Here is a 22,035-nt window from a genome sequence, read left to right as displayed (position 1 = left end):
TAGCCACACCACCATTGTCCGGACAATGCCTTGCCAGCCGATTTGCTCTTCATCGCCCCACCTTGCCCCGCCTGAAAGGAACGCGCTTGAATCCGCCGACGATGGGCACATTAGCTCAGTGGGACCGGGCTGCCTGTTGCAGCGGGGTGACAGCTTGCTGATATCTTTCGATACAGGCGACGATTGACGCGAGAACCCGCGCGGGCGATCAGGCCTGCGCGGTTCCAATGGCGATGACTCTGGCCGGCGCCGCTGCAGACTTACATCTTCTTCTGCAAACCCAGCGATTTCATCAGATTATCCAAAGTCTGCTGTGATTGCGGCGAAGCACCCTTGCGGACCTGCCGGTAGACATCTGAGTCGGTGAGCGCGGGTCCACGCTCGTCATCGCTCTCGGTTCCATCTGGCGCCGTCGGTCCATTCGGGGTGTTGCCACCTTCGGTGTCGGTGCCATTAGGCGAGCCGGGCTTCGAGCGCTGGATGATCGTCGCCGAGTTGCCGCCGTTGCGCTGCTCGATATGCGTGTAGCCAGGGCGGGTGTCCACCCGCTTGTCCGTCTTCGCCGGATCTCCGCTCTGGGTGATGTTCGCCGAGTTGCTGCCGTTATTCACCGAAGTCGTCTCGGCTCGCAATGACGCGCTCGCGAGAGCGGCCATCAGGCTTGCAGCGACCACGAAAGCCGGCCATTGGATCCGCTTCATCTGTTTCTCCTGTCATGAAACGCGCGTTGGACGAGGGGGCTCGCCCAACCGCGGTCCGGCTCCGACCTTTGCGAGCCGACGTCTTACCATTGACGAACGTTGACGCGATTGCCGTTTCCAACCTGCATGGCGCCGGCGCTGTTGTCACGGCCACGTTGGCTGAGGCCGGTCGAGTTGCCGTTGCCGAGCTGAAGCTGGCTCGACGTGTTGCTGGTCCCGGATTGCCGCGCGCCGGCTGACATTCCGTTGCCGGCCTGCACCTGGCCATTCATGTTATATTGGCAGTTCTGGCTGACGTTATCGCTGGCGCCGTTACCGATCTGCGTCCTGGCGTGCACGCATGCCGTGACACCGCCGGCGAAAGCAGGAGCGGAGATCAGCACCAGCGCAGCGCTGGTGACGAACAGAAGCTTTTTCATCGGGTTTCTCCCTTCGAGGGTTCGCGACGCGGAAAGGAATGTGAGGACGGGCCGTCACGGTTCCTTTCCGCGCGATGAGATCAGCGGATCAGTGGCGGCTGCGCTGCCAAACCCCACCGTAGTTGCCGTCGCCGTTCTGGCCGATGCCGGCGTTGTTGTTGCGACCGACCTGATGGATGCCGGCGCCGTTGCCGTTACCGAACTGAATGACCTGGCTGTCGTTGTTGCGGCCCCTCTGGAAGGTCTCGGCGGCGTTGCCGTTGCCGTTCTGCACGATCGAAGAGGAGTTGCCCGCAAACGCGCTCGAAGCAGTGAGCGAGAGGACGGCGGCGGAGACGATGAGGATGGAGCGAAACATGGGAGTGATCCTTTCTGGTCAATTCGAACCGCGTGATTGCGTTCGATGGTTGGACGATAGGACTCATCGGCGCATACTTCCGTGTGATGGATCACACTTGTCGAAGGATTCGGAATGCTCACGCTGCCATCACGGAATGATGAAGAGTTTCTTCAATGCTCAAGATAGAGAGTTGTGAATAAATCGATATGCAACCGATCAGATCGATCGACAATATTGCTGAGGCGTCGGTACGAGCGTCGTGCTCTTCGACGTTGCTCTGCTCGGACGATTGGGAGATCTCAAAATTTGGCCGCGCGACAGGGCTACCTCTCAACTAAGTTCGCAATGCTACGTGCTTCTGTCCCGCATGCGGGCCTTAGCTTTGAGGGACCATAAATGACTTCTCCTCTCTGGCGTAGCGTTTTGCGCGTGCGACACTTCTCGCAACAGAGCGAGCCGGTAACAGCCGGACGTTGCAATCGTCTTCGTCGTTTCTTCGCCATCCTCCCCCAAGCCGCCTCACGACAGTCCGAGTCGAACTACGATTCGAACGTTGCGATGAATGCAGGCTGGGAGCTGCAGCCGATTCGAACTTCCGGAGGAGTGTGAATTCGCGGGCGGGTCTTGCCAGTCAGGACCGGTCCTCGCGGTGACACGCCCCTCAGTCGGACGAGCCGGCAAGGCGCAGATTCGGCACGCCGACGCCGCGGACGCGGATGGGCAATTCTCCTCCGCTGGCGTCGAGAACGAAGCCGAGATCATCGCGGCGCAAGCGGAATTCGATTGTCGTGCCTGTCTTGCGCCAATCCGCCGTCTCGCCATCGTCGACATAGAGCAGGCCCGAGCCACCGTGTTCGGGCGTCCCGAACGCAATCGCGGTCAGCCCGGCTTCGTCCTCGACTGGAACGATCGCGCCGGCGCGCGCAAAGACGGGGAGCCGACCGAGAGGCGCTGCCACGGTGATGGTGCGGCCGCCCTCATATGACGCTCCGTCATGCCAGTCGTACCAACCGCCGGCATGGGCGGGCAGATAGACCTCGCGCGTCGTCGCGCCCTGATCAAGCACCGGAGCGACGAGGAGATCGGGACCCAGCATGAACGCGTCCTCGACGGTCGCCGCAATCGCATCGAAGCCGAAATCCCACAGCAGCGGCCGGACTGGTGGTACGTCTTCGGCTGCCGCGCGCCACATCTGAGTGTAGAGGTAGGGAATGAGGCTGTGGCGAAGGTCCATGGCGGATCGAACTTGCGGAAGCACCTCGGGATGCATCCAGGGGGTGTTGACGATGCCGCTCGCCTTCCAGGAATTCATCACCATGCGCGGCCACAGCGCGCAGAACTCGACAAAGCGGCAGAACAGTTCCGGGCCCGGCGAGTCGCCATGGAAGCCGCCGACATCGTGGCCGATGTTGTAGAGTCCCGACAGGCTCATGTTCAGGCCCTGGGTCAGGTTATAGCGCAGCGTCTTCCAGGCGGTTTCGTTGTCGCCGCTCCAGGTTTGGCCGTAGCGGGCGATGCCGGCGCCGCCGGCACGCGTGATCGTATAGGGCCGCTTGTCCGGTGCGTGCGCGGCCTGGGTCTCGTAAGCGAGCTTGTGCATCAAGAGCGCCTGCGCGGGTCTGGCCAGCGCCTGTGCAAACGGCCGGCCGTCACCGTCGCAGACCGCATCCTCGTCCCAGATCTCGTATTCGTTGTTGTCGTTCCAAACTGCCGTCACGCCGAACGCGAGCAGTGCGTCGCGGATGCCGTCCGCCCACCATTGCCGGCCTTCCGGATCGGTAAAGTCGACATGGAAGCCGAGGCCGTCCCAGAATTGCGCGATCGCAGGCTGGCCGGTCTCGCCGTCCTCAACCAGAATGCCGCGCGCCTTGGCCTCCTCGAGCCGGGGGTGATCGTCGAGCAGGCAAGGCTTGATGTTGGTCACCGGGTGCATGCCGGCGGCCTTGAGACGCGCCATCGTCGCCGCGGGATCTGGGAATTTGTCGCGATTCCAATTGAAGACGTAACGACGGTTGCCGATCGAGGTGTAGCCGGAGCCGAAGTGAAAGCTGTCGCAACGAATGCCGTGGCGCCTGCAATCCTCGATGAAGGCGGTGATGCGCGCGTCCGCATCCGGCGCGTCGGCGATGGTCATGGTCGTCATCGCGAAGCCGAGCGTCCAACGGGGCGGGAAAGCCTGTCCGCCGGTGAGCCAGGAAAACCGGCGTGTGACATCGGGCACCCCAGGGCCGGCGAGCACGTAATAGTCGAGGTCGCCATCCTCGGCACGATAGAAGCGGAACAGGCCGTGGTAATTGTCGATGGTGCTGCCGAGGTCAACCGAGCCGAGCGCGAGATTGTCGTAGAAGATGCCGTGCGCGCCGCGGGCTCCGTCGGCGATGACGAACGGCAGCATCTTGTAGAGCGGGTCGGACAGTTCGGCGTCAAAGCCGCAAGGGTCCACGGCATCGATCGCAAAGCGCCGGCCGGTACGGTCGAGCGGACCGGCTTTGTCGCCGAGGCCGTAATGACGTTCGTCTTCGTGCCGTTCGGTCGCGTGCAGCAACGCACCGGTCTTGCGCGACAGGAAATAAGCCTGGGTCGGGCGATCGCGCAGGAATGGCTGGTCCTCGCCGTCGCGGAACCAGGCTATGCCGAACGGATCGAGCCGCACTTGCGCGGTGAGACCCGCGGCGGCGAGCGTAACGATGCCACCCGCCTCCGACAATGTCGCGGCCGGATTGGCAAAGCCGGAGATGTCGTCGCGCAGTCGGCCCTCGTACGGCGGCTCGGCCCGGTTCGGGGCAATCGCCCAGCCGCGATCGAGGCGATAGCCCTCCGGCCGGCGCAGGGTGACGCGGCCGATGTCTCGCTCGAGAATCGCGACGCGCAAGCTGGCGAGCGGGGCCGCCGCGGCTCCAGTGGCGAGGTCAAACTGCGCGGCGTTGCCGTCGAGGCCACGGAAGCGGCCGTGGGTCAGGGCTTTCATGAGATCGGGCTCCGGTTCGATCAGGGCCGGGCGAGAGCCGCGCCAGCCGCGTCGAAGATATGCAGGTGATCGGGGGCGAAGCGGATCGCGACCGCATCGCCGCGGTGGAAGTGCGACTGGCCATCCTGGCGCAGTGTGATCTGCGGCAGCCCGGGAGCAGTGGCATAAACGAAGGTCTCGCCGCCAAGCTGTTCGAGCAGATCGATCTTTGCCGCGAGCATGCCGTCGCCCGGCGCGATCTCGATATGCTCGGGGCGGATGCCGAGCGTCACGCTCGCTCCGGCGGCGAGGCCGGAAGCCGGGCGAGGCAACGCAACTTCGACTTCGCCAACAGTGAGACGGAGCGTGCCATCATCCGAGACCACCACCGCAGGCAGGAAGTTCATGCGGGGGGAGCCGATGAAGCCGGCGACGAAGGCATTGGCGGGGCGATTGTAGAGCTCGAGTGGCGTGCCGACCTGCTCGATCCGGCCGGCGTTGAGCACCACGATCCGATCTGCAAGCGTCATGGCTTCGACCTGGTCGTGGGTGACATAGATCATCGTGCCGCCGAGACCGGCATGGAGACTGGCTAGCTCCTTGCGCGTCGCGACACGGAGTTCTGCGTCGAGGTTCGACAGCGGCTCGTCGAACAGGAAAATCTTGGGATCGCGCACGATGGCCCTGCCGATGGCGACGCGCTGACGCTGGCCGCCGGAGAGCGCCTTTGGCTTGCGGTCGAGATAGTCCGTGAGGCGCAGCATCGCCGCGGCGCGGGCGACCCGTGCCTCGATCTCCGCCGGCTTCAGGCCCATGTTCTCGAGCGCAAAGCCCATGTTCTTGCGCACGCTCATATGCGGATAGAGCGCGTAGGACTGGAACACCATGGCGAGCCCCCGCTCGGAGGCGGGCAAATGGGTGACGCGCTCGCCGTCGATATGGATCTCGCCGCTCGTGACGTTTTCGAGGCCGGCGATGAGGCGCAGGAGCGTCGACTTTCCGCAGCCCGAGGGACCGACGAAGACGACGAATTCGCCATCCCTGACCGCAAGATCGATGCCGTGCAGCACGTCGATGCTGCCGAAGGATTTTCGCGCGCTCGTGAGTTTCAGTTCAGCCATGGTCGATCGTCCAATCGGTCATTTCATTCCCGTCGAGCCGATGCCCGTCGTGATGAAGCGCTGGAGGAACACGAAGACGAGCGCGACCGGTGCGAGCGTCACGACCGTCATCGCAAGCAGGTAGTGCCACTGGGTCTGGAGCTCGCCCTGAAACGCATTGAGCGCGATCTGCAGTGTGTAGACCTCGGTTTTGGTCAGCACCGCGAGCGGCCACAGGAACTCGTTCCAGCGCCACATGATCGAGAAAATCGCCAGCACCGCCAGCGCCGGCAGGGTCAACGGCATGACGATGCGCCAATAGATCTGCCACTCGGACGCCTTGTCCATGCGCGCAGCCTCGATCAGATCCTTCGGCAAGGTCAGCATGTATTGCCGAAGCAGGAACACGCCTGTCGGTGTCGCGGCTCCCGGCAGAATCACCGCCCAAAGCGAGTTGGCGAGTCCAAGCTCGGTCACCACCAGGTAGACCGGCACGAGGATGATGGTCATCGGGATCATGAGGGTACCGATGACCGCCAGGGTGGCGGTCTGCTTGCCGGGGAACGCATAGACGGCAAGCGCGTAGGCCGCCATGGAATTGATGAGCAGGGTGATCAGCGTGGCAACCACAGTCACGAAGACCGAATTGAAAAGGAATCGCAGGAAGGCGAAGCGCTGCAGCGGCTCGCTGTAGTTCTCGGTCGCGAATGCGACGCGGCGCACCGGTTCGCGCTTGTCGATCGCGACGCGGAACTGCTTGGCGGGATCGGCGGGATCGACCATCTGGGCGACCAGGCCGATGCGTCGAACCTGCGCCAGTTCGCGTACCGAGCCGTCGGGTAGGTTCGTGCGGAACAGCGGCAGCTTCTGCGGTTGACCGGGCACCGTCACCTCGACCTGCGCGAATGGCAGTAGCGACGGCGGAAATTCCAGCAGCGCGCTCTGCGTCTTGAACGATGACAGCACCAGCCACAGGACCGGGCCGAACATCAGGACGACGCCGAGCGCGAGATAGGCGTAGGCGGCAATGTCGGTCCAGTGCAGCGGTCGCCCGGGCCCGTTGCGTCGCTGACCAAGCAAGCTGGCAAGGCGCATGCTGCCCTCTCAAATCTCTTTGCGCCGCGCGGCGGCGAATTGCAGGAGCGTCAGGACGAAAAGCACGATGCCGAGCACGACCGATGCGGCGGCAGCGAGGCCGAAATTCTGCACCTGGCTGGAAAATCCGGTCTCGTAGATGTACTGGACGACCATCAAGGTCGCAGTACCAGGGCCGCCGCCGGTCAGCACGAACACCTCGTCGAAAGTCTGTGCGCCCTTGATGAGCGCGAGCACGATCACGACGATCATGTTCGGCCACAACAGCGGCAGCGTGATGTGCGTCAGCACGCGCCAGCGCGGCGTCGCGTCCATTTCCGCCGCCTCGTAAAGGTCGGCCGGAATCGCCTGAAGGCCGGCGAGCAGGATCAGGGTGTAGAAGCCCATGTGTGCCCACACGGATACGAACACCGCCCAGAACATCGCCCAGCTCGGATCGACGAAGAAGATGATCTTCTGTCCGCCGAGCGTCGTGATGGCGGCGTTGAGAAGTCCGTCGCGCTGCAGGATCCACTTCCAGATCAGCGCAACGACCACCGGCGACAGGAGGACGGGGAAGAAATATACCGCCCGGAAGAAGCCGCGGCCACGGATTCTCATGTTGAGGACCAGCGCGGTGACGAGCGAAAGCAGCACCATCGCCGTCACCTGAAGCACGACGAACTTTACGGTGTTGGCAACGGCGCGCCAGAAATGATCTTCGCGGCAGGTCGCGGGATCCAGATAGGAGCCGCAGTCGAACAGATAGGCGAACTGGTCGCTGCCGACATAGGGGCGCTGCGAGGGAAACAGCGCCGTGCCGCCGGTCACCGAGAACACGATGTTGATGCCGATCGGCAGGAACACGAACAGGCCGAAGAATACGAAGTTGGGTAGCAGGAAGACGTAGGCCATGCGTCGCGCGCCGATCATGCGCTGCACCCAGCGCATCGGCGGGTCGAACAGACGCATCCCGAGCTCGACCGGCAGAGTCACGATGCTTCGGAGCTCGGCGAGCGTTCCGATGCCTCTGCCGCGCTCCGGTCGGGAGACTGATGACGTGTCCGACATCGCAGTGAGCCGCTGATCCCGTGGACGCGCTGCCTTCACTTCTTGTTGCGCTCGGCGATCTGTTGCGCGACGTCGGCGGTGATGCGCTTGTAGGCGTCTTCGAGCGTCGTTTCGCCGGAGACCGCCTGCCCGAGCCGGCTGATGACGGCGTTGAAGATGATCCGGCTGTTGCCGTAGCCCTGGGTGCGGTACGCGATCGGCGAAAGCGCGGCAGCGCTGGCAGTGAAGACCTTCAGCGCGGCCGCGGCTTCAGGGCTGGCGGTCGGATAGTCGATGCCCTTCTTGGCGAGACCAAGGTGGCCGGGCACGAACAGCGAGCGCGAGTAGAATTCCGCCAGCACCGGTTCGCTTGCGAGATATTCCATCACGCGCGCGACTTCCTTGGGATGCTGCGTCGTCTTGAAAGCAACGAGACCGGCACCGCCCGGCATGCTGCTGCACCCGCCTGTCCCGCAGGGATTGGGGACTGCCACCCAATCGAAAGCGTTGTCGACGGTCTTGGCGAACTGAGCGATCTGCCACGATCCCGACAGGTACATGACGACCTGCGCGTTCTTGAATTCGTCATTGGCGCCGCGATAGGCCGTGCCGGAGACCGAACCCCAGAGCTCCTTCGACATCACGCCGGACTTGTGCCAGTCGTAGACGAGCTGCGCCGCGCGCTTGAAGCCCTCGTCCACGACATCGGGTTCGCCGTTCGCGCCGAACACCTGCGTGCCTTGCGACACCGCCAGTGCATAAAAGCGGTGGCCCGAGCGGTCGAGCGCGAGCGGGAATGGCGCCTGGACCTTGCTCGCGACGTCCTTGGCCGCCTTGGCCCAATCCTCCCAGGTCGCCTTCTCGCCCGGCATCGCGACGCCGGCCTGCTCGAACAAGGTCTTGTTGACGAAAGGACCGGTGACGGTGAGCTGGGTCATGAAGCCCGGGATGGCCTGCGGCGCTCCCGGCGGCCGCATCCATTCGAGGAACGGGCCGAAATTCGTCTCCCAGTAGGAGGGATCCTTGAGCAGGGGGCGCAGATCAAGTGCGTAGCGCGACAGGCCGCCCATATCGACGACACGCGCGATGTCGGGTCCCTGGCCGGAGGCGAGCTGCATCGGCAGATTCTCGTTGATCGCCTTGTAGGGCACCTGATCGAGGACGACGTCGATGTCCTTGTTCTGCTCGTGGAAGCGCCGGAGCAGGTCGGCCATCACCTCGCCTTCGTTTCCGTCCGAGTACCAAGCCATTCGAAGCGTGGTCGTCTCGGCCGCAGCTGGTCCGCTGAAGGCGGTGGCGGACAAGAGGGACACCGCAAGAGCGGCGATAAGGGACGTCACGGTACGCATGATCGTGTCTCCTCCACGGGCGCAGACTCGGCGGGTTTGCGCGAAATAGGCGCAACGGGTCCGCTCTCCGGCGGACCCAACGCAGACGTTTCCTTCCACATCGGCACCCCGACCCTGGTCGGATGCCGTTTTCGCAACTTCAGCGCAGTCTTGATTTGGCGCGGACACGCGACGGCCGAACGGCCGTCAGCGGGCTCACAAGCACGAAAGTGACATTGGCAAACGTTTGCCAATCTGTCAATCTGGTCCAAATCGTGATTCTTGGGCCTCAGAACAGATACGACAACAAACGCGGATCACCACTGGCATGCCATCGGACCAGACGCCTTGGAGGCCGATACCGGAGGACGTCTCTCTCGCCACGGTCGCGGCCCGGGCCGGCGTGTCGGTTTCGACCGTCTCACGGATCGTCAATGGCGAGATGCGCCGCGCCTCTCCTGCCACGGTGGCGCGGGTGCTCGAGGCGGTGGAGGCGGTCGGCTATCGGCCAAATCCCGTGGGGCGCGCCCTCAAGCGCGGCCAAAGCCAGCTCGTGGCGATGATCGCGGCCAATCTCGACAATCCGGCGATGGCGACCATCGCAAGCTCCACCGAGGCGGCATTGCGCGAGGCGGGCTACGTGATGGTCCTGTGCGACACCCACGACCGCCCCGAGCTTCAGGACGAATATCTCGAGGCGATGCGGGCCCAGATGGTGAGCGGCTACGTCCTCGTGGCGGCGGTGCCCAGCCCCGGGCTGAGCGAGCTCTCGGCATCGCGCGCCCCGGCCGTGTTCGTGAACCGACGCAATCCGGGCGGAAGCGGCGCCTTCGTCGGCATCGATGATCGCGCAGCAGGTGCGACCGTGGCTGATTACTTCATCGACCGCGGCCGGCGAGCCCTGGCCGTCGTGTTTCCGCGGCTCGGCTCGAGCGCATCGCGGGACCGCGCGTCGGGCTTTTTGGCGAGGCTGCGGGAGCGCGGCTGGGCCGACGAAGCCATTATCCAGGCCGCTGGTGACGGACGATCGCATCTCCAAATTGGCTACGATGCGGGCTCGCGAATTTTCGTCGGCAGCGACGCGCCCGACGCCATTCTCTCTGTGAGCGACCAAATCGCCTATGGCCTGAACCGGCGCGCGCTCGAATGCGGCCTGAAAATCCCCGACGATTGCGAACTGGTCAGCATCGACGGTACCCCTCTCAACCAGTGGGTCGCCCCATGGTTGAAGTCGATCGAAATTCCCTACGCCCTCTATGGGGCGGAAATCGTCGCGGGCCTGCAATTGATCTGGCGAGGCGCGCCTTTTGGCGAACGGCTGCTGCCCTGCAAGTTCGGATGACGCACGGCCGCCCGCGCCCCGCCGGTCCTGGCACTCCGCTTGCTCATTCAGGGCCGAAGTCCAGGCCTCGGCGGAGAGGCCGTTTCAGGTTGAGGCAAGCGATGCAGGAAGTGTCCCGTTCTGGTGCTGCTGACGAACTCCGGCTCGACGCGTTGATCGCCGATCTATGGTGGCGCGTCCGGCTGATTAATACCGACATTCTCGAGGAGGAGGCGCGCGCCGGGGTGTTCGACCCGGTTCAGCCGACCTATCCGCTTCTCGCGCTCAACCTTCGCGCCCGACGCGACAATCTGGTCGCGACGATCGGCATGCTCGAGCAGCGTGCGAGATCCGTGTCGGAAGCGGCTTGAAGCGGTCGCGGGGCGCGCCAGCCTCGACGACTTCGTCAACCGGCCGGCTGCAGCGCCAGAGGTGGGCGCGGGATGCAACGCGCATCATCGCATGGCTCGAATGCCTTCGGCGCCTTGCCGGCAACAGTTGAATTCAGGCCGCCGCCTGCCCGTGTTATGGCTGGTCTCTGCAATCCCGCGAGGCCTCCATGCTCCCGATTCCCGCCGATATCTTCACCGAACCCGAGGACGTCTCGCCCGACGGCCTGACCAATCTCGGCCCGCTTCGACGTCTTGCCGGCACCTGGCAGGCGGACAAGGGCATCGACATCAATCCGAAGGCGGAAGGGCCGGAGCGGCGGACCTTCATCGAGCGCATTCGCATGGACCCGATCGATCCGCAGGCCAACGGGCCGCAGCTGCTGTACGGGCTGCGCTATCACATCCACATCAACACGCCCGAGGAAGACATCACCTTCCACGACCAGGTCGGCTACTGGCTGTGGGAGCCGGCGACCGGGCTGATCATGCAGACGCTGGCGATCCCGCGCGGGCAGGTGCTGCTGGCCTCGGGCAAGGCCGCGCCTGATGACAGGGCGATCTCGGTCGCGGCCAAGCGCGGCGACACCGCCTACGGGATCTGCTCGACCGATTTTCTGGAACAGGCCTTTCGCACCGATGCCTACCGCTGCGACATCACCTTCAACGACGACGGCAGCTGGACCTATCTGATCCAGACCGAGTTGTTCGTGCGGGGCGCGCCGTTCAATCACCGCGACACCAACACGCTCCGGCTCATGGCGCCGCCCAAGCTCAATCCGCTGGCGGCGATCGTGAATGATCGCGCCGCCCGCGGTGGACCCGCGGCCTGAGCGCTGCCCGGAGGATTGCATGAAACCGTATGTCGTCTGCCTGATGCACTCCAGCCTCGACGGGCGCACGCATCCGAGCCGCTGGCGTCCGAAAGGCGCGGGCACGGACTGGTTCGAGAAGATCCACGATGAGCTCGCCGGCGATGCCTGGGTGATCGGCCGCGTCACAGGTTCGGAGTTCGCCAAGGGCGGGCCCTATGCCGCGACGGATGCGACATTTCCACGCGAGAACTGGTTCGCCCGGCGCGATGCGAAGACCTATGGCGTCGTGCTCGATGCAGCGGGCAAGATCGGCTGGGGACGCACGGAGATCGGCGGTGATCCGATCGTCGTCGTGCTGACCGAGAACGTCCCGGATTCGCATCTCGCTGGCCTGCGCAGCGAGGGCGTGTCCTACATCTTTGCCGGCAAATCCGAGATCGACCTGGCCCTGACGCTGGACATTCTCAGCCGCGAGCTCGGCGTGAAGCGCCTGCTGGTCGAGGGCGGCGGCGTCGCCAACGGCGCCTTCCTGCGTGCCGGCCTCATCGACGAATTCAACCTGATCCTCAGCCCCGCGATCGACGGTGCAAAAGGCGCCCCCTTCGTGTTCGATTCGACCGAGGCGGACAGCGACCGGCGCGCGCCGATCGCCGCGATGACGCTGGAGAGCACGCGCGAGCTCGGCGGCGGCGTCCTCTTGCTGCGCTATCTGATCCAGAACGAACCGCAAGCCGCGAGCCGGTAAGGCGCGGCCATGTCCGACACATCCGAGCACATTGTCATCGTCGGCGCCGGCGCGGCCGGCCTGATGGCGGCGCGCGAGCTGGCGCGCGCCGGCCGCAAGGTGACGATCCTGGAGGCGCGACAGCGCTGCGGCGGCCGCATTCATCCGCTGCCGGCCTCGGAGTTCGGCTATGCCGTCGATGGTGGCGCTGAGTTCGTGCATGGCGAGGCGCCGGTCACGCGCGCGTTGCTGCGCGAGGCAGGCCTGTCGCTTCAGGAGATCGAAGGCGAGCAGTGGCGCTTTGACGGGACGAAGCTCACGCGCGAGGCGTGCGAGGATCCCCATGAGGCGGAGCTTCAGGCCGTGCTGGGGGACTTGAAGGACGACCTCACGGTCGCCGACTTCCTGCGCCGGCATTTTGCAGGCGACGACTACGCGCCGCTGCGCCATTCGATCGAGCGGATGGTCGAAGGCTATGACGCGGCCGATCCCGAACGCGCCTCCACGCTGGCGCTGCGCGCGGAATGGATGGACGGCGGACACGCTTCCTTGGCGCGCATCGATGGCGGCTACGGCGCGATGATCGACGTGATGGCGGCGGACTGCCGCAGGCGCGGCGTCACCATCCGCTTCGGCAGCGTTGTGTCGGCCATTGCGGAGGACGGCGGCGCGGTCGCCGTTCGCTGCGCCGAGGGCGATGTGCACGCCTGTGACCGCGTGATCCTCACCGTGCCGCTGCCGCTGCTGCGCGAGATCGCGCTGCCGGCAGGCGTGCGTGCGAAGCTGGCGGCTGCCGACGACATCGGCTTCGGCAACGTCATCAAGATCCTGCTGCGCTTCGCGCGGCCATGGTGGCGCGAGCGCAAGGAAGATCTTGGCGACATGACCTTCCTGCTGTCGGATGAGGCGATCCCGGTCTGGTGGACGCGCTACCCGGACCAGCATCCCGTGCTGACGGGCTGGTTCGGCGGCCCGCGCACGGCGCAGCTGGAAAGCCTCGACCCGCAAGCATTGATCGATGTCGGGCTCGGCTCGCTCGCCGCAATCTTCCGCCTGCCGCGCGATCACATCGCGCGCGAGCTGGTGGCGTCCTCCGCGACCAACTGGGCGCATGATCGCTTCGCGCGCGGTGCCTATTCGTGGGCGACGCCGCGCACGCGGGAGGCACAGGCCATCCTCGCGCGTGGCGACGGCTTGGTGCTGTTTTCGGGCGAAGCGCTCTATCGCGGCCGCGACATGGGAACGGTCGAGGCGGCACTGGCGAGTGGCCTGGAGACGGCGCGCACGATCCTGCGGGATCAATAACAAAAGAGGCCCGCATCCGATGCGGGCCTCTCGTCGCGTGTCTTACCAGCGGCCGCCGCCGAAGCTGAACGTCACGCCGGGGCCTCCGCCGTAATAGCCGTACGGTCCGCCGCCGTAATAGCCGTAGTGCCGCGGATAATAGCCGTAGCTTCTGTAATAGGGCCGGTAATAGCTGTGATGATACCGCCAATGATGATGGTGGCGGTAATGCCTGCGGTGCGCGCTGATGTCGGTGGACTGGCTTTGTTGCGCAGTCTGCTTGGCGCTTGCGCTGCCGGCCGCGCTCGCCGATCCGCCGGCCAACGCCACAGCACCAAGCGCGATCGCGGCAATGAGATATTTCATGTCGTCACTCCAGTTGAAGGTCGCGTGACAACACATGAGCATCCCGCGCGTTCCTGCCAACGTGGGCGTCGAAACGACGCAGATTTTCAGTTCCGATGAACAGGCGTTAACGTTTGTGAACGATCGAAGGCCGCGCGTTCTATCGTTGCATGACGAGCGTCGCCTGCGGACTCGTGCCCCGGACGCAGCGCAGCGTCTCTTCGACGATGCGCTGCTGAGCCGGGGCCCATTTTTTTTGGTGGGCCGCTGCATGGGTCCCGGCTCTGCGCAGCAGCGCAAGGAGCGCTGCAGCGCGTCCGGGACACGAGGGTGGGGCACGCAGGCGTCGCTGCGACATTGGAATGAAGAATCGAGGCGGATCATGAAGGCGTATTTCATCGGCGGTGGCATCGGATCGCTCGCGGGCGCGGCGTTCCTCGTTCGCGATGCGCAGCTCCCGGGGCGCGACATCGTGGTCTACGAGGCGCAGCCGCTGTTCGGCGGCGTGGCGAAGCCGATGTCCGATTGCGGCGGCGCCGAGATCCTGAAGGAGCTCTGCGGCCATCTCAACTTCGAGCCGAGCGTGTTCGAGGATGCGATCTGCATTCCCTGCCGCATGCCCTACATCACCAGCATGTTCATGCCGCGCAACCTGGCCGACCGGCCGCTGCCGGTGCCCAGGAATTCCGTCAATCTCGCCTTCGTCAGTCAGTTCGTCGAAATCCCTGATGACGTCGTGTTCACCGTCGAATATTCGGTGCGTGCGGCGCAGATGGCGGTCTATCAGCTCATGAAGATCGACCGCCCGGTGCCGCCGGTGACGCGGCACGACAAGTCGCTCGCCGTGATCTTCGCGACGCTGGAGAAAGCGTTCGCGTGATGACTACTTGAACGGATCCTGGATCGACGGTGCCGACTGGCGGATGCGGCGCACGCTGACCGGGGTGCCATCGGAGACGAACAGCAGCTCGTATTTGCGGCCCTGGCTGTCGGTCGCCGAGCAGGTGACGTCCTTCACCTTCCTGGCGGCGAAGTTGCCGGTCTGGCGGCAGATGCCGGTCGAGGTCTGCTCGGCGGGCACCGGCAGGCCGTCGACCTTGGGGCGGTTCTTGGAGTTGAGCAGCACGCGGTCGATCGGCAGCTCGTAGGAATTGTCGTCGGCGCGCTTGCCGTTCTCGCCGGAGAACGACACCACATGGCTGTCATCGGAGGGATCGTCGACCGCGACCGCGAAATTGACCCGCCCCGTGTCGCCGTGGGCATAGGCCACCGTCTTGCACGGCAAGGTGCGGCCTGCGACCCTGAACGTCTTGCAGTGGCCTGACATCAGCGCCAGGAGATCGATGAAGGCGTTCGGCTGCGGATTGTTGACCGGAATGGGCTTGGAAGTCTCGGCAAAACAAGGACTTGCCGCGACCACGAGCAACGCGGCGAGGACCAATCGGCGAAGGCACATCGTCGGGCTCACGGGCCAGGGGGCCATGGCGGCGGAAGAGTTCCGCACCATAACCATCGAACCGCAAATTGGTTGCGATCCTGTTTGTGCTGCAAGTCCCGACTGGAATACCACCGCGTCCACCCCGACGGCGATTCGTTCAAATCGCCCGATCCATCCCGGCGGGCACATGCCATCAGGGCGGTGTTTTTTTCGTGGCGGAGCTAGCCCATCGCCGCCTGCCAGCGCCTGTCGCGTAAGGAGGGGCGGCGGTGGAGGCGGGCGTCCAGCACGGCGCGGGCGCGGGGCAGCTCGCCGCTGCGCATGAGCGCGACGATATAGGTGTCCTCGATCAGCTCGCGCTGGGCGTGGCTGCCGCCGATGCGCACGACCTCGCCGAGGACGGGCGCGAGCAAGCGTACGCAAGCCGCATAGTCCTCCTCGGCAAAGGCCGCCAGCGCGCGGCAGATCGCGGGGACCACAGGGCCGGCCGGCAGCTTGCCGTCGGCGAGGCGCTGCTCGACGGCGGCAAGGCGCGTTTGGAGCGCCTTCGGGTCGTCACTCGCGGCCGCGAACAAGGCCATGTGGACGTCGACGAAAGGAAGGCTGGAGTTTGGAAACAGGCCTTGCGCGACAGCATCAGCTTCTGACCAGAGCCGTTTCGGCACGGTATGGCCATAGGCGGTGAGCCGCCACAACAGTGAGGCGATGTCGGTGACCATGTTAAGCGGCGCCGCCTTCGTTATGGAGGGGTGCAGTACGTCGGCGTAAATCGCCAGCGCGCGTGGCGCGTCGTCCTTTTCCAGCGCGACCAATGCCTGGTGCCAGCGCAGATGGCTGTAGAGGAGCCCGGAGCGGTCGTAGGCCGGGATCCATTGCTCCACGAACCGGTCGGCTTCCTCGATCGAGCCATCCTCGAACATCGCGTGCAGCACGGTATGAGCACCATGGGCGTTCTCCCGTCGCAACGCGAAGCCGCGCTCGGTGATCGCGCGACCGCGCGAGACGTTGCCGTTCTCGGTCAGTGTCCAGCCGTGCGTCGTGAGAAACCACCAGTCCTCGTCATAGTGACGCGCTACACTGTCGCAGAGATCCTGCCGCGCACGATCGTGGTCGGCCATGCCGGAGAAGGCGAACAGGCCGAAGGCGCCGAGCGGCAGCGACAGCACCACGGCATCGCGCGGCCAGGTCTCGATATGCTTCAATGTCGCGGCAATCGCTTCGGGAAGGCGTCCTTCGACCGCGAGCGCCAGCGTCTCGACATGGGACCGCTCGCGCATCGAGCCGCGCCTTGCCACGAGTTCGCGCGCTATTGCTGCCTTCTTCCGCGCAAGATCGCCCTGCTGATAGAAGGAATGCACGCGCGCGCGGGCGATATGCGCCAGTGCAAAATCCGGATCGACGTCTATGGCACGCTCGAAAGCCTCGGCCGTCCCCTGCCAGCTCGCGAGCAGGAGGTCGACGCCCTCTCGGTAGGCATCCGCCGCTTCGTCCGATGACGTTGTGAAGGCATTCCCGTAGCGATCTTCATGCATCATCGACGCTCCCCCTCACGCCGTCCGCGCGCGGCGGCCTTCGATCGGATAGGCCGGGTCGTTGTAGCCCGGCGTCGAGGGATGGCCCGGCGTCACCAAGCGGTCGACCAGCGCCTCGTCCTCTGCGGTGAAACGATAGTCGAGCGCGCTTATGTAGCCGTCCCATTGCTCCTCGGTGCGGGGACCGGCGATCACCGACGAGACGAAGGCGGAGTTGAGCACCCAGGCGACGGCGAACTGGCCGGCGGTGATGCCCTTCTTCTCGGCGTGCGCCTTGATCTCCTGCGCGAGCTGGAGCGATTCCGGCCGCCATTCCGTCTGCATCATGCGGGTGTCGTTGCGGCCGGCGCGCGTCTCCTTGTCGGGAGCTGCATCCACCTTGTACTTGCCGGTGAGCACGCCGCGCGCCAGCGGGCTGTAGGGCACGATGCCGAGGCCGTAATAGGCGCAGGCCGGAAAGTGCTCGACCTCGGGCATGCGGTTCATGGCGTTGTAATAAGGCTGGCTCACCGCGGGCCGGTCGATGCCGAGCCGGTCGCAGATGTTGCAGATCTCGGCGACGCGCCAGGCGCGGTAGTTGGAGACGCCGAAATAGCGCACCTTGCCGGCGTGGATCAGGTCACCCATCGCGCGCACCGTCTCCTCCAGCGGCGTCGCATGGTCTTCCTTGTGCAGATAGTAGATGTCGATGTGATCGGTGCCGAGCCGCATCAAGCTCTCGTCTGCCGCCTGCAACACCCAGCGCCGCGACAGCCCGCCGCGATTGGGATCATCGCCCAATTCGTTGCTCATGGGGTTGGCGAGTTTTGTCGCGAGCACCCAGGCGCCACGATTGCGGGCGATGGCGCGGCCGACGACTTCCTCGGAGGCGCCTTTGGAATAAGCGTCCGCCGTGTCGATGAAATTGATCCCGGCATCGCGTGCCTTGTCGATGATCCGCTTTGAGGCGGCTTCATCGGTCGGTCCGCCGAACATCATGGTGCCGAGACAAATCGGCGAGACCTTCAGGCCGCTGCGGCCGAGCTGGCGGTATTGCATGAGCGGGTCCTCGATGTTGGTGAGGGGAGGATAGCCGCCCAGAGGCGTCATTGCGAGCGCAGCGAAGCGATCCAGAGGTTGCCATCACTTCTCGTCGTCCCGGACAAGCGCGCCACAAGCGCGCGCAGATCCGGGACCCATAACCACAGGATCGCGTTTGGCGAAGACTCGGAGTTAGCAGTTCGACCCATAACCTCTCCCTGTGGTTATGGGTCCGCCCTGTGCGCAAGTGCGCACTAGGCGGGGACGACGGCGGAGTGTGTGGCAGCGACGGTGACAGCCTGACTGGCTACCCCGGCCCCTTCAGGATCTTGAACACGCCGTTCGCCATCACGATGCAGCGGTCGTCCACCGTCACCTCGGTGCTCATGAAGATCAGGCTGCGGGTCGAGCGCACCACGCGCGGACGGGAGATCAGGGTGTCGCCGATCTGGCCGGCCTCGACGAAATGGGTATCGAGCTGCACCGTCGCCAGGTACTCCTTGCCGGAGACGTAGCGGGCCGTCATGCCGCAGGTGCGATCGGCGAACGTCATCATCACGCCGCCCTGGACCATGCCGCGGCGGTTGTGGTGCTTGTCTTCGGTCGCGAGCGCGAACTCGTAATGGCCGTCGACCTTGCGCTCCCACAAAGGGCCGATCAGGTGCAGGAAGCCCGTCGTCTCCAGGATGCTCCAGCCCTCCGATTTCAGCCTGGCGGCGGCCTTGCTGGTCATGTCATCGTCCGTCCTTGCAACGCGAATGTCTCCTCGTTTCATCAGATGCGGTCCTGGTGTAGTCAAGCATCATGAGAGCGTTCGACGATGCCACCAGACGGAATATCGCAGAGGCCTGCGCGGCCTTCGCGCGGCTGCCCGAGATCGCCGAACCGTCGGCGCTGAAGCGCGCCGCGGTGGTGCTGGCGCTGACTGAATCCGACGACGGTGGCGACACCGCCTTCCTGCTCACCAGGCGCGCCTCGCACCTGCGCGCCCATCGCGGCCAATGGGCGCTGCCCGGCGGACGCTGCGATGCCGGCGAGACGCCGGTCGCGGCGGCGCTGCGCGAGCTCGACGAGGAGCTCGCACTTGAGCTGTCAGCCGATGCCGTGCTCGGCCTGCTCGACGATTATCCGACGCGCTCGGGCTATCTGATTACGCCGGTCGTGGTCTGGGCGGCCGACAGTGCCGCGATCACGCCGAACCCGGACGAGGTCGCCTCCGTCCATCGCATCGCGCTCGACACGATCGAGCGCGACGATGCCTTCGACTTCACTGAGATCCCCGAGAGCAGCCGCCGCGTCATCCGCTTCCATCACCAGATGAGCCTGATCCATGCCCCGACCGCGGCGCTGATCTACCAGTTCCGCGAGGTGCTGGTGGGGCGGCACACCCGTGTCACCGACCTGGAACAGCCGGTATTCGCCTGGAGGTGATGGTAAACGGCGCGTTAACGTGACGGTTACCGGATGCCTGCTAACAAGGCGGCATGCATCATTCGATTCGAAATAACCTGGCGCTGGTTCCGCTTGCGCTCGTCCTGATCTCGACCGCGGCGCGCGGCGGCGAGGTCGACGCGCTGCCGCCCGCCGTTCGCAATGCCAACGCCCAGCTGCTGTCGCAGTTTTTCGCGCAAGGCGCGGGGGATTCGCCCGCCGTGCTCGAATATCGCCGCAAGCTCGCCGAATATCAGGCCGCGCGCGCCGCCTTCGATGCCGAGGCCGGCGCCTATTGGAGCCAGATCTCCGAGAAGCGGAAGACGCGGAACGCCAAGCGGCGCAGCGGGCAACAGATCACGCTGGATGACTACGTGCTGGAGCATCCGCCGCTCTATACCGGGCCGAAGAAGCCGGTGAATCCGGAGCCGGAGGAAACGCCGGACCGGCCGCCCAAGAAGCCGATCCCGGTGGTCGCAGATCTGCTGCGCGCGGCGCAGGAACTCTACCAGTTCACGCCGCAGCGCCCGTCCAGCGAGCTCGAGTTCAAGCGCGCCTATGCGCGCTACGCGCTGGCCTCGGGGCTGACGCGCGAGCAGGCGGTGCGGGTCTATTCGTTCGAGACCGGCGGCACCGGCAGTTACGACGTGCAGGCGGGCATCGAGCATGGCGGCAAGCGCGCGATCTCGACCGCGATGGGCTACAACCAGCTGCTCACCACCAACAGCGTCGAGCTGCTCGCCGAGCAGGGCCATGAATTCATTCGCGCGCTGTCCGAGAAGCTGGCGCGGAGCTCGGGGCCGGCGCGCCAGGCGCTGGAGCACAAGCTCGCCGTGCTCAAGAAGATGGTGGCGCATGCGAAGTCGGTGCCCGACACCTGGTCGGAGCACGAGAAGATCGGCAACACGCCGCAGGGCTGGGCCATGCATGCCATGGTGCTCGACATCGACATCGGCCCGATGCTGCAGACCCACAAGCTGCTGACATCCGTGCTGTTCGCCCGCGCCAAGGGCTTCACCCGCCCGCTGTCGGCGGCCGAGCTCGAGATGATGAACCTCACCGGCGACGGCACCGGCCTCGACATGGTGACGATGCCGCAGGTGATGCGCGAGCAGGTGCCGACCTCGAACTTCTTCCAGCGCGGCGGCTATGAGCGCAACCCCGTCGCGATCCGCCACAACACGGTGGCGAAGCTGCTCGCGGTGACGGATGAGCGGATGGACGTGAACAGCGGCAAACCCGGCGCAAGGGAGCTGGCCGGGGCGTTTTAGATATCGGTGTCGTCCCGGACAAGCGCGCCTCAAGCGCGCGCAGATCCGGGACCCATAACCACGGAATCAGATTTGGCGAAGACTCGTGGTTACCGGCTTCGCGCCGCAACTGCTCCCTGTGGTTATGGATCCCGGGTTCGCGCTTCGCGCGCCCCGGGACGACAAAAAGGGACTACTGATCCGGCCCGAACTTGAACTTGCCGTCACCCTCCAGATACGGGCCGGTGCGCATGTAGAGCTGGCCGTTGTGGCCGATGAAGAACAGCGTGCCCCTGGGCACCTTCTTGGCGCCCTTCAAGAGCTCGCCGGCGTTGCTGGTGCCCATCTTGTAGGAATAGGTCTTGCCGTCCTTGTCGTAGGCATAGCCCGTGTCGGGCTTCAGCTCCCAGGGCATCGCTGCGGTTTGCGCCATTGCGGGCGCTGCCAATGCGCCGAGCGCAGCTGCGATTGCAAATGCCTTGATTGAAAATGCCGTCATCCCATCCTCCAAAGGTCGGGACATTCCAGGCTTGAACAAATCACGAACGATGCGTCCCGGTCAATTTGCGAAAGCGCCGCAGCGCATCACGTCTTGCCCAGCAGTTTGTGATTTTCCCTTCGTCCCCTCGCGACTATGTTCCGCTTTCCGTCTAGAACGCAACTCGACAAAAATATTGCTGGGGGTGATTCGAATGAACCTTGTCGTCAAAGCCTGCTCGGCTGCCGCGCTGCTGCTCACGGCGCTGGCGCCGGCCGCCCAAGCCGATGAGTACCAGCTCAGCCACAACCAGCGGATTTCGTGCAGCCGCGGCCTTGCCCCGGGCAAGCTGAACACGGCGACCTGCAAGTCCTACACCTATCTCTTCAACACCAAGACCTCGGAATATTTCCGCTGCCAGGTCTCCCTGGCGCTGACCCGCGACAACAAGGAGGTCATCAACGTCCAGACCGACGGCGGCTGCACCAAGAAGCCGCGCATTTTCGAGACCGACGGCAAGTACGATTTCGACGCCACCGAGACCGAGCCGCCGAACACCAATTCGTTCTTCGGCCCCGGCGGCTATTCGGTCTGGGCCGCCGACGTCGGCGCGCAGAAGGTGCGCGGCTGCATCATCATCTCCTCCGGCCTCGGCTCCGACATCTCCAAATGCCTGGACATGACGTTCCAGTAGCGTTTGCTGCTGAGGGTGTGCTGGATCATCGCCTCATAGAAGGTGCGCTCCCTCCCCGCTTGCGGGGGAGGGCTGGGGAGAGGGGTGTCTCCACAACGGGATAATCCCCCAGAGGTGAAAGCCCTCACCCGGATCGCTTGCGCGATCCGACCTCTCCCGCAAGCGGGTCCCGCAAGCGAGAGAGGTGAGCGAGCCCGCGGCACGCGTGGGTGAGTCTCACGCAAATCCGTTCGCTGCGCCACCTCGCCGCACCGTCCGGTTCCAAAAAACCCAGCCGGAACGGCCCTTTGCCGCAGTCCTGTTTTGTCTTTTGGATGGGTTGACCCGCATCCCTCATCCGGCCAATTTCGCCGCC

General features: G+C 64.9%; 23 protein-coding genes. 9 read left to right on the top strand and 14 right to left on the bottom strand.

The window, feature by feature from the left end; genetic code table 11:
- Nucleotides 1–260 precede the first annotated feature (260 nt).
- From HZZ13_RS12745 to HZZ13_RS12710, 8 genes are all read right to left on the bottom strand, one after another.
- On the bottom strand, nt 261–701 hold the full coding sequence (locus tag HZZ13_RS12745) for a hypothetical protein (protein ID WP_197959932.1): 441 nt from the start codon (nt 699–701) through the stop codon (nt 261–263).
- Nucleotides 702–784: 83 nt separating this feature from the next.
- Nucleotides 785–1,120 carry a hypothetical protein gene (locus tag HZZ13_RS12740; RefSeq protein ID WP_197959931.1) on the bottom strand — a complete coding sequence of 112 codons (336 nt, stop codon included), beginning with the start codon at nt 1,118–1,120 and terminating at the stop codon, nt 785–787.
- A gap of 88 nt (nt 1,121–1,208) precedes the next feature.
- Nucleotides 1,209–1,478: a hypothetical protein gene (locus HZZ13_RS12735; RefSeq protein ID WP_197959930.1), complete on the bottom strand. Its 270-nt coding sequence runs from the start codon at nt 1,476–1,478 to the stop codon at nt 1,209–1,211.
- Nucleotides 1,479–2,121: 643 nt separating this feature from the next.
- Complete coding sequence (locus HZZ13_RS12730) at nt 2,122–4,428, bottom strand: glycoside hydrolase family 31 protein (RefSeq protein WP_197959929.1); 2,307 nt, start codon at nt 4,426–4,428, stop codon at nt 2,122–2,124.
- A 20-nt stretch (nt 4,429–4,448) separates the two neighbouring features.
- On the bottom strand, nt 4,449–5,528 hold the full coding sequence (locus HZZ13_RS12725; RefSeq protein WP_197959928.1) for an ABC transporter ATP-binding protein: 1,080 nt from the start codon (nt 5,526–5,528) through the stop codon (nt 4,449–4,451).
- Nucleotides 5,529–5,546: 18 nt separating this feature from the next.
- Complete coding sequence (locus HZZ13_RS12720) at nt 5,547–6,602, bottom strand: carbohydrate ABC transporter permease (RefSeq protein WP_197959927.1); 1,056 nt, start codon at nt 6,600–6,602, stop codon at nt 5,547–5,549.
- A gap of 9 nt (nt 6,603–6,611) precedes the next feature.
- The gene (locus tag HZZ13_RS12715) at nt 6,612–7,553 is read right to left on the bottom strand and encodes a carbohydrate ABC transporter permease (RefSeq protein WP_246504400.1); all 942 of its coding nucleotides are present in this window, start codon (nt 7,551–7,553) and stop codon (nt 6,612–6,614) included.
- A 134-nt stretch (nt 7,554–7,687) separates the two neighbouring features.
- On the bottom strand, nt 7,688–8,980 hold the full coding sequence (locus HZZ13_RS12710; protein WP_197959926.1) for an ABC transporter substrate-binding protein: 1,293 nt from the start codon (nt 8,978–8,980) through the stop codon (nt 7,688–7,690).
- Nucleotides 8,981–9,287: 307 nt separating this feature from the next.
- Here HZZ13_RS12710 and HZZ13_RS12705 point away from each other — a divergent pair, with 307 nt between their 5' ends.
- The 5 genes from HZZ13_RS12705 to HZZ13_RS12685 all read left to right on the top strand — a co-directional run bounded on the left by HZZ13_RS12705 (nt 9,288) and on the right by HZZ13_RS12685 (nt 13,513).
- Nucleotides 9,288–10,301, top strand: coding sequence for a LacI family DNA-binding transcriptional regulator (locus HZZ13_RS12705; protein WP_210349323.1), 1,014 nt, complete (start codon nt 9,288–9,290; stop codon nt 10,299–10,301).
- 101 nt (nt 10,302–10,402) lie between these two features.
- The gene (locus tag HZZ13_RS12700; RefSeq protein ID WP_197959925.1) at nt 10,403–10,651 is read left to right on the top strand and encodes a hypothetical protein; all 249 of its coding nucleotides are present in this window, start codon (nt 10,403–10,405) and stop codon (nt 10,649–10,651) included.
- Between the two features lie 188 nt (nt 10,652–10,839).
- Complete coding sequence (locus HZZ13_RS12695; RefSeq protein WP_197959924.1) at nt 10,840–11,502, top strand: FABP family protein; 663 nt, start codon at nt 10,840–10,842, stop codon at nt 11,500–11,502.
- Nucleotides 11,503–11,521: 19 nt separating this feature from the next.
- On the top strand, nt 11,522–12,229 hold the full coding sequence (locus HZZ13_RS12690) for a RibD family protein (RefSeq protein WP_197959923.1): 708 nt from the start codon (nt 11,522–11,524) through the stop codon (nt 12,227–12,229).
- A gap of 9 nt (nt 12,230–12,238) precedes the next feature.
- Complete coding sequence (locus HZZ13_RS12685) at nt 12,239–13,513, top strand: flavin monoamine oxidase family protein (RefSeq protein ID WP_197959922.1); 1,275 nt, start codon at nt 12,239–12,241, stop codon at nt 13,511–13,513.
- Between the two features lie 42 nt (nt 13,514–13,555).
- Here HZZ13_RS12685 and HZZ13_RS12680 read toward each other — a convergent pair whose 3' ends face one another.
- Nucleotides 13,556–13,858 carry a hypothetical protein gene (locus HZZ13_RS12680; protein ID WP_197959921.1) on the bottom strand — a complete coding sequence of 101 codons (303 nt, stop codon included), beginning with the start codon at nt 13,856–13,858 and terminating at the stop codon, nt 13,556–13,558.
- 34 nt (nt 13,859–13,892) lie between these two features.
- Between HZZ13_RS12680 and HZZ13_RS12675 the strand changes: the two genes are divergently transcribed.
- Complete coding sequence (locus HZZ13_RS12675; RefSeq protein ID WP_311972632.1) at nt 13,893–14,717, top strand: oleate hydratase; 825 nt, start codon at nt 13,893–13,895, stop codon at nt 14,715–14,717.
- 3 nt (nt 14,718–14,720) lie between these two features.
- Here HZZ13_RS12675 and HZZ13_RS12670 read toward each other — a convergent pair whose 3' ends face one another.
- The 4 genes from HZZ13_RS12670 to HZZ13_RS12655 all read right to left on the bottom strand — a co-directional run bounded on the left by HZZ13_RS12670 (nt 14,721) and on the right by HZZ13_RS12655 (nt 18,560).
- A complete protein-coding gene (locus HZZ13_RS12670) occupies nt 14,721–15,293 on the bottom strand; it encodes a hypothetical protein (RefSeq protein WP_197959920.1) in 573 nt (190 codons plus the stop codon).
- A 203-nt stretch (nt 15,294–15,496) separates the two neighbouring features.
- Entirely contained in the window at nt 15,497–16,810 is a 1,314-nt protein-coding gene (locus HZZ13_RS12665; RefSeq protein WP_197959919.1) for a tetratricopeptide repeat protein, read from the bottom strand.
- A gap of 12 nt (nt 16,811–16,822) precedes the next feature.
- Entirely contained in the window at nt 16,823–17,845 is a 1,023-nt protein-coding gene (locus tag HZZ13_RS12660; RefSeq protein WP_197960140.1) for an aldo/keto reductase, read from the bottom strand.
- Nucleotides 17,846–18,134: 289 nt separating this feature from the next.
- Entirely contained in the window at nt 18,135–18,560 is a 426-nt protein-coding gene (locus tag HZZ13_RS12655) for a PaaI family thioesterase (RefSeq protein ID WP_036014328.1), read from the bottom strand.
- A gap of 68 nt (nt 18,561–18,628) precedes the next feature.
- Between HZZ13_RS12655 and HZZ13_RS12650 the strand changes: the two genes are divergently transcribed.
- Nucleotides 18,629–19,258 (top strand): NUDIX hydrolase, encoded by a 630-nt coding sequence (locus HZZ13_RS12650; protein ID WP_376707035.1) that lies wholly within the window; start codon nt 18,629–18,631, stop codon nt 19,256–19,258.
- 53 nt (nt 19,259–19,311) lie between these two features.
- Nucleotides 19,312–20,529: a hypothetical protein gene (locus HZZ13_RS12645; RefSeq protein WP_197959917.1), complete on the top strand. Its 1,218-nt coding sequence runs from the start codon at nt 19,312–19,314 to the stop codon at nt 20,527–20,529.
- Between the two features lie 172 nt (nt 20,530–20,701).
- On the opposite strand, the gene HZZ13_RS12640 is transcribed toward HZZ13_RS12645, so the two are convergent.
- Entirely contained in the window at nt 20,702–21,007 is a 306-nt protein-coding gene (locus HZZ13_RS12640) for a hypothetical protein (protein WP_197959916.1), read from the bottom strand.
- A gap of 193 nt (nt 21,008–21,200) precedes the next feature.
- Here HZZ13_RS12640 and HZZ13_RS12635 point away from each other — a divergent pair, with 193 nt between their 5' ends.
- Nucleotides 21,201–21,680, top strand: a complete 480-nt coding sequence (locus tag HZZ13_RS12635) for a hypothetical protein (RefSeq protein WP_197959915.1) — start codon at nt 21,201–21,203, stop codon at nt 21,678–21,680.
- The last annotated feature ends 355 nt before the right edge of the window (nt 21,681–22,035 follow it).

Source organism: Bradyrhizobium agreste, from assembly GCF_016031625.1.
Lineage (GTDB): Bacteria > Pseudomonadota > Alphaproteobacteria > Rhizobiales > Xanthobacteraceae > Bradyrhizobium > Bradyrhizobium agreste.
Note: the sequence above shows the minus strand (reverse complement) of the source record. Positions and strands in the feature narration are given on the sequence as shown.

Excerpts from the sequence above, each read along its gene's own strand:
- HZZ13_RS12675 (WP_311972632.1), top strand. The coding sequence starts at position 13,893 with ATGAGCATCCCGCGCGTTCCTGCCAACGTGGGCGTCGAAACGACGCAG.
- HZZ13_RS12725 (WP_197959928.1), bottom strand. The coding sequence starts at position 5,528 with ATGGCTGAACTGAAACTCACGAGCGCGCGAAAATCCTTCGGCAGCATC.
- HZZ13_RS12720 (WP_197959927.1), bottom strand. The coding sequence starts at position 6,602 with ATGCGCCTTGCCAGCTTGCTTGGTCAGCGACGCAACGGGCCCGGGCGA.
- HZZ13_RS12690 (WP_197959923.1), top strand. The coding sequence starts at position 11,522 with ATGAAACCGTATGTCGTCTGCCTGATGCACTCCAGCCTCGACGGGCGC.
- HZZ13_RS12645 (WP_197959917.1), top strand. The coding sequence starts at position 19,312 with ATGCATCATTCGATTCGAAATAACCTGGCGCTGGTTCCGCTTGCGCTC.
- HZZ13_RS12665 (WP_197959919.1), bottom strand. The coding sequence starts at position 16,810 with ATGATGCATGAAGATCGCTACGGGAATGCCTTCACAACGTCATCGGAC.
- HZZ13_RS12740 (WP_197959931.1), bottom strand. The coding sequence starts at position 1,120 with ATGAAAAAGCTTCTGTTCGTCACCAGCGCTGCGCTGGTGCTGATCTCC.
- HZZ13_RS12685 (WP_197959922.1), top strand. The coding sequence starts at position 12,239 with ATGTCCGACACATCCGAGCACATTGTCATCGTCGGCGCCGGCGCGGCC.
- HZZ13_RS12655 (WP_036014328.1), bottom strand. The coding sequence starts at position 18,560 with ATGACCAGCAAGGCCGCCGCCAGGCTGAAATCGGAGGGCTGGAGCATC.
- HZZ13_RS12695 (WP_197959924.1), top strand. The coding sequence starts at position 10,840 with ATGCTCCCGATTCCCGCCGATATCTTCACCGAACCCGAGGACGTCTCG.
- HZZ13_RS12670 (WP_197959920.1), bottom strand. The coding sequence starts at position 15,293 with ATGTGCCTTCGCCGATTGGTCCTCGCCGCGTTGCTCGTGGTCGCGGCA.
- HZZ13_RS12730 (WP_197959929.1), bottom strand. The coding sequence starts at position 4,428 with ATGAAAGCCCTGACCCACGGCCGCTTCCGTGGCCTCGACGGCAACGCC.
- HZZ13_RS12745 (WP_197959932.1), bottom strand. The coding sequence starts at position 701 with ATGAAGCGGATCCAATGGCCGGCTTTCGTGGTCGCTGCAAGCCTGATG.
- HZZ13_RS12635 (WP_197959915.1), top strand. The coding sequence starts at position 21,201 with ATGAACCTTGTCGTCAAAGCCTGCTCGGCTGCCGCGCTGCTGCTCACG.
- HZZ13_RS12735 (WP_197959930.1), bottom strand. The coding sequence starts at position 1,478 with ATGTTTCGCTCCATCCTCATCGTCTCCGCCGCCGTCCTCTCGCTCACT.
- HZZ13_RS12680 (WP_197959921.1), bottom strand. The coding sequence starts at position 13,858 with ATGAAATATCTCATTGCCGCGATCGCGCTTGGTGCTGTGGCGTTGGCC.
- HZZ13_RS12715 (WP_246504400.1), bottom strand. The coding sequence starts at position 7,553 with ATGCGTCTGTTCGACCCGCCGATGCGCTGGGTGCAGCGCATGATCGGC.
- HZZ13_RS12660 (WP_197960140.1), bottom strand. The coding sequence starts at position 17,845 with ATGCAATACCGCCAGCTCGGCCGCAGCGGCCTGAAGGTCTCGCCGATT.
- HZZ13_RS12705 (WP_210349323.1), top strand. The coding sequence starts at position 9,288 with ATGCCATCGGACCAGACGCCTTGGAGGCCGATACCGGAGGACGTCTCT.
- HZZ13_RS12710 (WP_197959926.1), bottom strand. The coding sequence starts at position 8,980 with ATGCGTACCGTGACGTCCCTTATCGCCGCTCTTGCGGTGTCCCTCTTG.
- HZZ13_RS12640 (WP_197959916.1), bottom strand. The coding sequence starts at position 21,007 with ATGACGGCATTTTCAATCAAGGCATTTGCAATCGCAGCTGCGCTCGGC.
- HZZ13_RS12700 (WP_197959925.1), top strand. The coding sequence starts at position 10,403 with ATGCAGGAAGTGTCCCGTTCTGGTGCTGCTGACGAACTCCGGCTCGAC.